The 12,645-nt window shown below is 54.2% G+C and carries 10 protein-coding genes; 9 read left to right on the top strand and 1 reads right to left on the bottom strand.

Going from position 1 to position 12,645, the window contains the following annotated elements; translation table 11 throughout:
* The first annotated feature begins 76 nt into the window (after positions 1–76).
* The 9 genes from AC6RNO_RS23880 to AC6RNO_RS23840 all read left to right on the top strand — a co-directional run bounded on the left by AC6RNO_RS23880 (position 77) and on the right by AC6RNO_RS23840 (position 11,467).
* The gene (locus AC6RNO_RS23880) at positions 77–1,363 is read left to right on the top strand and encodes a Gfo/Idh/MocA family oxidoreductase (RefSeq protein WP_497107004.1); all 1,287 of its coding nucleotides are present in this window, start codon (positions 77–79) and stop codon (positions 1,361–1,363) included.
* A gap of 247 nt (positions 1,364–1,610) precedes the next feature.
* Positions 1,611–2,171: an SLOG family protein gene (locus tag AC6RNO_RS23875; RefSeq protein ID WP_474679683.1), complete on the top strand. Its 561-nt coding sequence runs from the start codon at positions 1,611–1,613 to the stop codon at positions 2,169–2,171.
* A 37-nt stretch (positions 2,172–2,208) separates the two neighbouring features.
* Positions 2,209–3,186, top strand: coding sequence for an NAD(P)-dependent oxidoreductase (locus AC6RNO_RS23870; RefSeq protein ID WP_497107003.1), 978 nt, complete (start codon positions 2,209–2,211; stop codon positions 3,184–3,186).
* Positions 3,187–4,287: 1,101 nt separating this feature from the next.
* On the top strand, positions 4,288–5,730 hold the full coding sequence (locus AC6RNO_RS23865) for a PTS mannitol transporter subunit IIBC (protein WP_474679681.1): 1,443 nt from the start codon (positions 4,288–4,290) through the stop codon (positions 5,728–5,730).
* A gap of 61 nt (positions 5,731–5,791) precedes the next feature.
* A complete protein-coding gene (locus AC6RNO_RS23860) occupies positions 5,792–7,834 on the top strand; it encodes a PRD domain-containing protein (protein WP_497107002.1) in 2,043 nt (680 codons plus the stop codon).
* A gap of 25 nt (positions 7,835–7,859) precedes the next feature.
* The gene (locus tag AC6RNO_RS23855; RefSeq protein ID WP_474679679.1) at positions 7,860–8,297 is read left to right on the top strand and encodes a PTS mannitol transporter subunit IIA; all 438 of its coding nucleotides are present in this window, start codon (positions 7,860–7,862) and stop codon (positions 8,295–8,297) included.
* On the top strand, positions 8,294–9,475 hold the full coding sequence (locus AC6RNO_RS23850) for a mannitol-1-phosphate 5-dehydrogenase (RefSeq protein WP_497107001.1): 1,182 nt from the start codon (positions 8,294–8,296) through the stop codon (positions 9,473–9,475). The genes AC6RNO_RS23855 and AC6RNO_RS23850 overlap by 4 nt, the downstream gene beginning before the upstream one ends.
* A complete protein-coding gene (gene ptsP, locus AC6RNO_RS23845) occupies positions 9,468–11,207 on the top strand; it encodes a phosphoenolpyruvate--protein phosphotransferase (protein WP_497107000.1) in 1,740 nt (579 codons plus the stop codon). The genes AC6RNO_RS23850 and ptsP overlap by 8 nt, the downstream gene beginning before the upstream one ends.
* A complete protein-coding gene (locus AC6RNO_RS23840) occupies positions 11,204–11,467 on the top strand; it encodes an HPr family phosphocarrier protein (RefSeq protein WP_474679676.1) in 264 nt (87 codons plus the stop codon). The genes ptsP and AC6RNO_RS23840 overlap by 4 nt, the downstream gene beginning before the upstream one ends.
* 48 nt (positions 11,468–11,515) lie before the next feature.
* On the opposite strand, the gene AC6RNO_RS23835 is transcribed toward AC6RNO_RS23840, so the two are convergent.
* Positions 11,516–12,373: an aldo/keto reductase gene (locus AC6RNO_RS23835; RefSeq protein WP_497106999.1), complete on the bottom strand. Its 858-nt coding sequence runs from the start codon at positions 12,371–12,373 to the stop codon at positions 11,516–11,518.
* Positions 12,374–12,645 lie beyond the last annotated feature (272 nt).

Below are 12,645 nucleotides of genomic sequence, written 5' to 3'. Positions count from 1 at the left end.
TAAGATCGGATTAGAAACAGAGCAAATATTGTATTACTCTTGAGTCATACGAAACCGAAAGGGGTAAGCTTAAGACATGAAGAAGCGCTATGTGTTGGTTGGAACAGGGGGACGCGCCGAGTTTTTCTACGGGGCTATCGTTAAAGATTTTCAGGAAACGTCCGAGCTTGTTGCTATTTGCGATATCAATCAAACGAGAATGGATTTCACCAACAAATTGTTAACCGAAAAATACGGGTACAACGCCGTACCGACATATAAAGCGGATCAATTCGAGAATATGATTCGCGAGCAGAAGCCGGATTTTGTCATCGTCACTTCTGTGGACCGGACGCACCATACGTACATTATTAAAGCGATGGAGCTGGGCTGCGATGTCATTTCCGAGAAGCCGATGACGGTCGACGAGGAGAAATGCCAGGAAATTTTGGACGCGATCGAAAGGACGGGCCGCCAGCTTCGCGTTACGTTCAATTACCGCTATGCGCCGCATAACACCAAGATCCGCGAGCTGATTATGGATGGCGTTATCGGCGATGTTCATTCCGTTCATTTCGAGTGGCTGCTCAACACCCGCCACGGCGCCGACTACTTCCGCAGATGGCATCGCGACAAGCGCAACAGCGGCGGGCTGCTCGTGCATAAATCGACGCATCATTTCGACCTCGTCAATTTTTGGCTGGGTACGAGCCCGCAAACCGTATTTGCCATGGGCGGGTTGATGTTCTACGGCAAAGAAAACGCGGAAAAACGCGGCGTTACGCAATTCTATCAACGCGCAACAGGCAATGAAATTGCGAAGGACGATCCATTTGCGCTTCATTTGGACAAGAATGAGCATTTGAAGGGCCTATATCTGAACGCGGAGCATGAAGACGGCTACCAGCGCGACCAAAGCGTATTCGGCGACGGCATCAACATCGAGGATACGATGGGGGTCATGGTCCGTTACAAGAATAAAGCTATTTTGACGTACTCGCTGAACGCTTACTTGCCTTGGGAGGGATTCAACGTTCATTTCAACGGCAGCAAGGGTAGAATCGAAATGCGGGTCGTGGAGCAATCGTATGTCAACTCCGGCGGACGCAAAGAAGATGAAGGAGCGCTTAAGGAAAAATACATCAAGGTATTCCCGATGTTCGATGCGCCATACGAAGTTGAAATCGAACAAGGCGTAGGCGGCCATGGCGGCGGGGATCCGATTTTGCTGCGCGACATTTTCGACAAGCCGTCCGACGACCGCTTTAACCGTGCGGCTTCGCACGTAGACGGAGCGATGTCCATATTGACCGGCATCGCCGGCAACATCTCGCTGCGGACAGGGCAGCCGGTTGCTGTCGACCAGCTTGTGAAATTTGAATAACGTATAGCAAGAACAGCTGTCCGGGAAGTGTTCGCAAAGTACGGGAACAGCCTGAAAACCGAGCAAAGGACCTCAAGTTCCACTACCAAGTGGAGAATGAGGTTCTTTCTTTTGGTGAAACTTCAAGGCAGAGCGGGACATAAAAAGTACCAATTGACTTTTGGGGCGGCACCGTTTTGTTCGGTATTGGCGGCAGGCCTTATCTGTGCTAACCTGATACAGAGAACGTACAAGGGGTGTGTGCCGGATGAAGAGGGTGCTTATTACCGGATACAGGGCATCCGAATTGGGGATATTTTCCTTGAAACACCCGGGCATTGCAATTATTAAGAAAGCGATTGCAAAACGGATCCTGGGGCTCGTCGACGAAGGGCTGGAATGGGTAATTGTCAGCGGCGGCTGGGGTGTAGAGCTTTGGGCTGCAGAAGCGGTTATCGAATTGAAAGCGAGCTGCCCGAATTTGCAGCTGGCGGTGATTACGCCGTTCCTCGAGCAGGAAGAAAATTGGAGCGATGAGAAGAAAAGCGTATACAGCCGCGTTATAAGTCGTGCGGACTACGTTAACAGCGTCACCAAGAGCAAATATGAAGGACCATGGCAGTTTAAAGAGCGGGACAAGTTTTTGCTGCGGAATTCCGACGGCCTGCTTCTTGTTTACGATGAAGATACGGAAGGTTCCCCCAAATATATGAAGCAGCAAGCGCTGCGAATCGCCGAGAATCAATCGTATCCGCTCATCAGCATCACAGCTTTGGATTTGCAGAGTATTGCCGATGAGGAGCAGCAGGAGCGCGAATATGCCGAGTGAGAGGTTGACCAATTTTTGCGAAAATGGAGTGGTGTTTATGAAGCCGTATGTGTTTATCGCAAGATCGATTCCCGAAGAAGTGGAAACGTACATCGCCGAACACTGCGATTATAAAATATGGGATCAGCCGGAAGCGATTCCGCGGCAGCGGCTGCTGGAAGAGCTTGCGCAAGCGGACGGCTTGCTGACGTCGGGGAACCGTATTGACCGCGAGCTTTTGGATCGGGCACCGCGCCTGCGGGTGGTAAGCAGCTCCAGCGTCGGCTACAATCATTTCGATTTGGCGGCGATGAAGGAGCGGAACGTGATGGGAACGCATACGCCGCACGTTTTGGACGATACGGTTGCAGATCTCGTACTGGCTCTCATGCTCGGGGCGGCGCGAAGAATTACGGAGCTGGATCAGTATGTGAAGCAGGGGAACTGGAAGCGCGGCGACAACGAAAGCTTGTTCGGCATTGACGTGCACCATGCTTCGCTCGGAATTATCGGGATGGGCAGAATCGGCGAGGCCGTAGCCAAACGCGCCAAATTCGGTTTTGACATGGATGTCTCCTACTACAATCGCAGCCGGAAAAAAGAAGCCGAAGAGCGCCTCGGGGTACGCTATGCGCCCCTGGAAGAGCTGCTGAGAACAGCGGATTTTATCGTCATGCTGACTCCGCTGACCGATTCGACCGTCCGCATGATCGGCAAGGAGCAGTTCGGCTGGATGAAGGAGACCGCGATATTCATCAACGCTTCCCGGGGGCAAACCGTGGACGAAGAGGCGCTGCTTGAAGCGCTTCAGCAAGGACGCATCCGTGCCGCGGGGCTGGATGTTTTTGAACGCGAGCCGGTCGATGCCGATCATCCGCTGTTGAAGCTGCCGAATGTGATCACCTTGCCGCACATCGGTTCGGCCACGACCAAAACAAGATTCGACATGGCGCAGCTGGCCGCCCGAAATCTGGTCGCAGCTTTGCAGGGGCAAGTTCCTCCCAATTTGGTGCCGGAGCTGGCGAAATATATGTAGGCGGAGCTGCTGCCGGAGCTGGTGAAATAAATGTAGGCCAAGGCGCAGCCGGAAAACCAGTCTTTTTCCTCCATACGACGGGGAAGAAGGCTGGTTTTTTGCTGCCGCTAGTACCTCTTATTGCTCGTTGAGATGCTTGCAATGAGGCAATCCGCAATTGTGCAGCAATTTCAGCGAATATATGAACGTGGCCACATTTTTGCCGATAATTTCTGTACAATCTCCACGCAATTGCAGGCTTTTCTTCCAAACGAACCGTTACCGCTAGATAAACACTAGCCAGACTGCCCAGAAACCCACACGTCAGAGTCGGTCGTACAACCTACCCGGTTGCACCATTTACCCCGGTCGCGGGAAAAAGCCTGCAAAAGTACAGTTTTTGTTCGATGGATTCGCTGGCCACGACAAATTCCTGCAATTGTGCAGGCTTTTCGCCGTGAACATGGGTGTGGATTCATTTTCATCAAAAATTCCTGCACAATTGCAGGCTTTTCGCGAAAATGAACCATTTCTACTGAAAAAGCCTGCACTTTCGCAGGTTTTTCCCTGTCAAGCCGCCTTGTCCCCTCCCACTTCAGCGACGCAACCGATGCGCGAGAAGCGAGGCCGACTTCAGTGCCAAAAGCTGAGCAAGAGAAGCGAGGTTCACTTCAACGCCACAACCCATGCAAGAGAAGTTAGGCCCACTTCAGCGCCAAAGCTGAGCAAGAGAAGCAAGGCCCACTTCAGCGCCGCAACCGATGCAGTAAACTCCGGCACCGCAAACGGTTGCAGGAGTAACGTGGCCCACTTCAGCAATCGCAATCCATGCAGTAGAGGCGCAAGGTTGGCGAAGAGCGGCTGCGGCCCCTTGACTGTCCAGGTTTTCGGCTTTCCAAGCCGATACGAGCCTTTGGCGCGATCCAGGAATCGTAATATGCGGGAGAGGAAGAAGCGCATACTATTGCGGGCTCAGTTTAAATGATGTCAACATCGTTCTTGACGAAAAGGGATTTTGATTAGATTGAACGTGTAAGCGCTATTGCATTACGATTAGATCACAATCACTTTGCCGAAAAAGAACGGTAAAGAATATGAATTATTTAAAGGAGGGATATCCCAGTGGATGCTACAGTTGCCAAACAACACGCATCTTCCGGCGGAATCCGGGTGGGCGTTCAGCGTTTCGGCCGTTTTCTGAGCGGCATGGTGATGCCGAATATCGGCGCATTTATCGCCTGGGGTTTAATCACGGCATTATTTATACCGACAGGCTGGATTCCAAACGAATATTTGGCCAAACTCGTTTCGCCAACGATTACTTATTTGCTGCCTCTGCTGATCGGGTATACGGGAGGAACGATGGTGCACGGGACGCGCGGAGGCGTTATCGGCGCAGTGACGACGATGGGGGTCGTAATCGGCACGGACATCCCGATGTTTTTGGGTGCGATGATTGTCGGTCCGTTTGCGGCTTGGGTGCTCAAGCAGTTCGACAAATCCATCGAAGGAAAAATCCGTTCCGGCTTTGAAATGCTCGTGAACAATTTCTCCTCCGGCATCATCGGCGGCATTTTGGCCGTACTGGCGTACTCGGTCGTGGGGCCGGCCGTTCAGGTCGTCAGCAAAGCGCTCGCCGCCGGCGTGCAGGTGCTCGTCAATGCAGGGCTGCTGCCGCTGGCGAACGTTTTGATCGAGCCGGGAAAAGTGCTGTTCCTGAATAATGCGATCAATCACGGCGTTCTTAGCCCGATCGCGTTGGAGCAGGCGTCCAAAACAGGAAAGTCGATTTTGTTCATGCTGGAGTCCAATCCGGGACCGGGGCTTGGCATTTTGCTCGCCTATTGGCTGGTCGGCCGGGGGGCGGCGAAGCTTTCCGCACCGGGCGCAGCGATTATTCATTTTTTCGGCGGCATTCATGAAATTTATTTCCCATATATTTTGATGAACCCGCGGCTGATCCTGGCTGCCATTGCAGGCGGCGTAACCGGAACGTTCACGTTCTCCCTGTTCTCCGCCGGTCTTGTGGCTCCGCCTTCGCCTGGAAGCATTTTCGCCTATATCGCCATGGCGCCGAAAGGTGGGCTGCTGCCGATTTTCACAGGGGTCATCACGGCAACGATCGTTTCTTTCCTGGTTGCGGCGCTGCTGCTCAAAACCAGCAAGCAATCCGAGCAGGAAGACGATCTGGATCAGGCTACCGCGAAAATGAAGCAGATGAAGCAGGCTCCGGTATCTTCGCCTGGCGCAGCAGCACCCGTATCGGCATCTGCCGTTAAGCCGGCGTCGGAAGTGCGCAAAATCGTATTTTCGTGCGATGCGGGCATGGGATCGAGCGCGATGGGAGCATCCATTTTGCGCAAAAAAATGAAGGAAGCCGGCGTCGATGTTACTGTCATCAACACGGCGATCAGCGAAATACCGGGCGATGCGGACATCGTCGTTACCCACAAATCCTTGACGGACCGGGCGATCAGCCGATCTCCGCAGGCCGAGCATATTTCCATCGATAATTTTATGAAAAGCCCGGAATACGATGAGCTGGTAAAAAGATTATCGAAATAATTTGTCTGACGCTGGCTCATTTGCCGGCGTTATCTCCATTTTGTAAATAAGGAGAATTCACATGAGGAGCCTGTCGCACAGGCATCGTCAAATTCTTGAATTGCTGCTGAATCGGCAAGGGGACATAACGGCAGGCGAAATCGCCGCGGAAATCCGGGTCAGCACGAGAACCGTGCACAGGGAGCTGTCCGAGCTGGAGGGGATCGTGGCGGAGCATGGATTGACGCTGCAAAAAAAATCCGGCAAAGGCATTCAGCTGCAAGCCGAGGCCGGGCAGTTGGAATCGTTCCGGCGCTTGCTTCATGGCGGGACGGCGGTCGAATATTCGGCGCAGGACCGGAAAATTTTGATTTTGTGCATGCTGCTGCAAGAGGATGAACCTGTGAAGCTGTTCGCTCTCGCTCACGGCTTAAGCGTAACGATTCCGACGATTACGCACGACCTGGACGAATTGGACGGCTGGATTGCCAAGTCCAACCTCACGCTTGTCAGACGCAGAGGCTACGGCGTCGAGCTGAGCGGCTCTGAAATCGACAAACGCCGGCTGATGGGCATGCTGGCCCGCAATTATTTGGACGACGCGGAATTGTTCGGGACTGCGGAGAGCGTTCGTTCGCCTATCGCACAGAAGCTTTTGGAGCTTATCGGCAAGGACGGTTTCATCCATGTCGAGTCCGCTCTCTGGCAGGCGGAAGATAAGGGCCTAAGCGCTCTGTCGGAAAACGAATATACCGATTTGCTGATGAATGTCTCGATCGGCATCGCCCGCATCCGGCAGGGCAAGCTAATCGAGGCGGCGGCCGCGCCCAATCCGGTTCATCCGAACGGGCTGCAGCAGTACGTCATGAACCGGCTCTCGGAGCTTATTCCCGTCACGTTTACCGCTTCAGAGGCCCGCTATCTTGCTACGCTCCTGGAGCCACGGGAAGCGGGCCATCCCGACGATCTGCTGCCGGCCAAAGAGCTCAGCTTGATGGAGACGGTGTGGAAGCTCATACGCAGTATGGAGCGCCGAACCGAAATCGGCTTCAGTGAGGATAAGTCGTTAAAGGACGGCCTTCTGAGCCATCTGGAATCGGCGCTGCGCAGACTGCGCGAAGGCGCAATTATCCGCAATCCGCTGCTGGCGCAAATCAAGCGGGATTACGAGGCTCTTTTTGCGACGATCCGCCTGGCCGTGGACGAAACGATAACCGGCATTGCCGTCCCGGATGAGGAAATCGGCTTTCTGGTCATGCATTTCGGCGCCTCGGCCGAGAGGCTGAAGCAGTTCAAACGCGATGTAAGAGCGATTTTGGTTTGCACGAGCGGGATCGGCACCTCCAAAATGCTTGCGGTCCGTCTGACGAAAGAATTACCGCAAATCGAAATTATCGGGCATGCTTCCTGGTTTGAGGCGGCGCGCATCCCCGAAACGGAGTACGACTTAATTATATCGACCGTAGACCTGCCTTTGGATGAGGAACAATATATTAAGCTGAGCCCGCTGCTTACGCAGGAAGAGGAGGATCGGCTCCGGTCGTTCATTCAAAACGTGACACTGCAAAAACATGAGCCGGCCGCGCCGGATCTTACCAATGAGGCCGGTTCTCCGGAACGGCTGCACCGCATCCAGCAATATTTGAATGAAATCGTCGGGATCATCGATCAATTCGACGTTCATGTGATCGACCGGTCGTTCGGGAGCTTGCAGGAAACGCTGCAGGTTGTATGCGGCTATGCACGGCAAGCAGGGGTTATCGACGAAACGGATACGATTGTCCGGCTGCTGCTGGACAGGGAGAAGCAGAGCAGTCAAGTGATCCCCGATACGGGCATCGCCCTGTTTCATATCCGCAGCGAGCACGTATATAGACCTTCATTAACGTTGTTTCGCTTGCACGAGGAACTGGTCGTCGGTCAGGGAACTTCGTCCGGAGTCAGGCAATTGCTGCTGATGCTCGGTCCGAGGGAGCTGTCGAAAGAAAGTTTGGAAGTGCTGAGCGAGATCAGCTCTTATCTGTTGATGCCGGAGATGCTTCAGCTTCTGAAAGAGGGAACGAAGCGGGAACTGAAACATTTTTTATCGCAGGAATTAGCCGTTTTCTTAGAACATAAAAAATAACCGGATGGAGAAGGAGAACTGTACGATGAGTATTTTATCCGTGAACAAAGTCAAATTAAACGCGAAAGCAAGCGATAAATGGGAAGCGATTCGGATGGCCGGACAGCTGCTGGTGGATGCGGGGCACGCTTCCAGCGGCTATATCGACAAAATGCTGGAGCGGGAACAAACGCTATCGACCTACATGGGCAACGGTTTGGCGATCCCTCACGGCACACAGGATTCCAAATCGCTGATCGCCTCGACGGGATTGTCCATCGTACAGCTGCCGGAGGGCGTTGATTTCGGCGAAGGCGAGCGGGCAACTTTAGTGATCGGCATCGCTGCTCCCGGCAACGAGCATTTGGAAATATTGACGAACATCGCGATGATCTGTTCCGAGGATGAGAACGTCGAACGGATTATGCGGGCCAAGACGCCGGAAGAAATGATCGAAATATTCGAGAGCGGGTTGGAATCATGAGGGCGCTGCATTTTGGGGCCGGAAATATCGGCCGCGGTTTTATCGGGCTGCTTTTGTCACAATCGGGCTATGAAGTCCGTTTTTCGGATGTCAATGAGACGGTGGTTGATTTTCTGCACAAGAGAAAATCGTACACGGTCCGCCTGGCTAACGAATCACAGGACCGCTTCACCGTCAATAACGTGGACGCCATCAACGGCAGAAACATAGAAGAAGTCGCCGAATCTGTGGCTGAAGCCGATCTGGTCACGACAGCGGTTGGGGTTAACATTTTGAAGCACATCGCGGAGGGCATCGCCAAAGGTATTGAAAAGCGCCTGGAGCGCGGCTCGGCGCCGCTTGCGGTAATCGCGTGCGAGAATGCGATTGGCGGCAGCACGCAGCTGAAGGAGCACGTCTACGCCCATTTGAGCGGGGAGGCGCGTGAAAAAGCGGGCCGAAGCATCGCGTTTCCGGATGCCGCGGTCGACCGGATCGTTCCTCTCCAGCATAACGAAGATCCGCTGGAAGTGACGGTCGAGCCGTTCTACGAATGGGTGGTCGACGAATCCCAATTGTTTGAAGGCTTCCGCCGTATAGACGGCGTTCATTACGCAGCGCATTTGGAGCCTTATATCGAGCGCAAATTGTTCACCGTCAATACCGGCCACTGCTGCGCCGCATATCTCGGCTACGTTCACGGATATGCGACGATTCAGGATGCCATGGCGGACGGCAAAATCGCCGCTCAGGTGCAGCAGGTGATGGAAGAGACCGGCTCCCTGCTAGTTCAAAAGTACGGCTTCGACAGCAGCGAGCACGAGCGGTACATCCGGCAAATTTTGGCGCGTTTCACTAATCCTTATTTGACCGATGAGGTTACCCGGGTCGGGAGATCGCCGATCCGCAAGCTGTCGGCCAACGACCGCCTGGTTCGCCCCGCATTGCAAGCGTTCGAGCGCGGGTTGACGCCGGTGTATTTGACCAAGGCGATGGCGGCCGCTCTGCTGTTTGACGATGCGGCCGATCCGGAAGCCGCGGCGATTCAAGCGGACTTGAAGGAGCTAGGCATCGCCGCGACCGTCGCGAAATATACTGCGATACCCGAGGATCATCCGCTTCACGGCATGATCGTGGCGCAATACGAATCCTTGAAACAATCCGTACATTCCAGAGAAAGGGGAGTTTGCCATGGCTAACCTAAAAGCACAATCAATCGCGGGCATCGCGGCATCCCCCGGTATCGCCATAGCGAAGGCTTACCGCCTGCATCGCTCGCATTACGTTCCCGCCCCGGGCAAAGCCGAGGATATTGCGTTAGAAAAGGCGCGTTTTCAGAAAGCCGTTGAAGAAGCGGCGCAGGAGCTGGAGCAGATCAGGGCGCTGGCCGAGCAGCGCATGGGCGCGGCCAAAGCGGAAATTTTCGAAGCGCATCTGCTGCTGCTGGAAGACCCTGATTTGATCGATGCGATCCTGGACAAAATCGAGAGCTACGGCGACAACGCGGAATTCGCGCTGCATGAAGTCGCGGGCAGCTTTATCGAAGTGCTCAGCTCTATGGACAACGAGCTCTTGAGAGAGCGCGCCGCCGATGTGCGGGACGTTGCCGGCCGAATCATGAGCCACCTCCGGGGAGAAGCATACGCAGCCGTGTCAGGGATTCATGAGCCGTGCATCGTGATTGCCGAGGATTTGACGCCGTCGGATACCGCGCAGCTGAATCTGGACTTCGTCCTTGGCTTCGTTACCGAAATCGGCAGCCGGACGTCGCATTCCGCGATCATGGCACGCTCGCTGGAAGTGCCGGCCATCGTAGGGGCGGGAGCTGCCGCCGCCGATATTGAAACCGGAACGACGGTCATTATGGATGCGCTGGAAGGCACGCTCATCGTCGATCCGGGCGATCGGGAGCTGGATGCGTATCGGGCGCGGAAAGAGGCTTACGACCGCCGCAGGCAGGAGCTGCGCAAACTGCTGGAGCAGCCGTCGGTTTCCAGTGACGGTCATCGTGTCGAGCTGGCCGCCAACATCGGAAGCGTCGAGGATCTGGAAAAGGTGCTGGGCAACGGAGCCGAAGGAATCGGGCTGTTCCGCACCGAATTTTTGTATATGGGACGCAGCGCTCTTCCGACGGAAGAGGAGCAGTTCCAGGTATATAAGCATGTTCTTGAAAAAATGAACAACAAGCCTGTCGTCATCCGCACGCTCGACATCGGCGGCGACAAGGAGCTTCTATACATGAAGCTTCCCGCAGAGAACAATCCTTTTCTCGGGCTGCGGGCCGTGCGCCTGTGCCTCGACCGGCCGGATTTGTTCCGCAGCCAGCTCAGGGCGCTGCTGCGGGCCAGCTCTTTCGGCCAGCTGAAGATCATGTTTCCGATGATCGCGGTCGTGGAGGAGCTGCAGGCAGTGAAAAAACTGCTGAACGAAGAGCGGGAGAAGCTCGTTCAGGAAGGTGTCAAGGTATCCGATAGCATTGAGGTCGGAATTATGATCGAAGTGCCGGCGGCGGCGCTTGCCGCGGATGTTTTGGCGAAAGAGGCGGATTTTTTCAGCATCGGAACGAACGATCTCATTCAATATACGATGGCTGCGGATCGGATGAACGAGACGGTCTCCTATTTATATCAACCCTGCCATCCGGCCATTTTACGCCTTGTGAACATGGTGATCCGCGCGGCCGAAAAAGAAGGCAAATGGGTCGGCATGTGCGGAGAAATGGCCGGCGACGAAACGGCTATTCCGATTTTGCTCGGACTTGGACTGCATGAATTCAGCATGAGCGCGGGCTCGATTTTGCCGGCCAGAGCGCTGATCCGCGCTTCGTCTTACCATGAATGGGCGGACTATGCGGAGCAAATTTTAAGCATGGGCAGCCAGGCGCAAATACAATCTTTTGTAAACGAGAAAACAAGGAGTGGCTTGCAATGATTGCTCAAACTTATACCGTATTAAACCCATCCGGATTTCACGCGCGGCCGACGAAAGTATTCGTGCAAAAAGCGAGTGCTTTCCCCTGCAAAGTCAATGTGACGAAAAACGGCCGGAAAGTGAACGGAAAAAGCTCGCTCAGCATGCTGACGCTGGGTATTGAGCAAAACGATGAGGTGACGCTGGAAACGGACGGCGAGCAGGAAGCGCAGGCGCTGGAGGAATTGGGGCAGCTGCTGGGCACGATTTTCGAGGAATGAACAAAGGGGCTGCCTCAACGGTTGCCCCTTTTGCTTTGTGCGGGAAATTTATCTGGCGTACCACTCGCCGGACATCCATTCGCTCGCTTTCCAGCGGAGAACGTCAGGCGAAGCCAGATGGATGATTTCTTTGAAAAATTCAAGCCTCTCCGTGTCGGACATAGGCGCGAAGCTTCTGGCGATCGCCAGGTTTTGCTCCAGCTGCTCCATGGATTCCATGCCCACGATCGCCGTCGCGATCGGCAGCGAGAACGTGTAGCGGAGCGCCTGCTCGTACCAAGGCGCCAGCTTGCCGAGCGCCATCACCTTCATGCCGATGACGGCGACTCCTTTGTCCGCGGCTTTCGGGAGAAACTCGTGCGCATAGCTGTACACGAAATGATCTGCGGCGGAGAGGGGCACCAGCGCGCTGTCGAACGGGAACCGCTCGATCGCTTCCGCCTGCACGGCAGGGTTCGTATGTCCGCTGATGCTAATCGAACGGATGATTCCCTGCTCCCTCGCTTCGATCAGCGCTTCGAGCGCGCCCCCTTTGGCAAAGCATCGCTCCAGCTCTTCCATCGTCATGATGTTGTGCAGCCGCCATTCCTCGACCTTGTCCGTCTGCAGGCGCTTCAGGCTCGCCTCCAGCAGCCTCCACGAGCCGTCTCTCGTGCGGTCATGGGTTTTGGTCGTGATCCACACTCCATGCCTGCGTCCTTGCAGTGCCTTGCCGAGCCGCTCTTCGGACTGTCCGTCGGAATAGCTCGGCGCCGTGTCAAAATAAGTGATCCCCTCATCGATGGCCCGGTTTACGATTCGGATTGCATCCTCCTCCGAGCAGTTGTGTTCGTCGACGATTCTTTGGGCGCCAAAGCTGAGAATCGGGAATTGTTTGTCTGATTTGCCATAATTTCTGTGCTCCAAATGGCTCACTCCTCTCGTCTATATCGAATTGAGCAGGGATTTGCATGATCTAAGTATAAAAGAAGTATAAGGGCTTTGTGAATGTATTCTTCCATATTCGTGGTTACCTTACACTATTCGACAAAAAAAGTATTGTGTTTTATATTGATTGTTTTTATCATAAGTTTATATACATATTTTGTCGAATTTTTAGAAGCTTTACAAATGACGATGCATGGAGGAGGTTGCTCTGGAGGGGGAAATCGGGCCCGGCTCGTGCAGTACATAGTGGA

It is taken from the genome of Paenibacillus sp. sgz302190, from assembly GCF_059820445.1.
The sequence above is the reverse complement of the archived record's forward strand: the minus strand, read 5'-3'. Positions and strand labels throughout refer to the sequence as shown.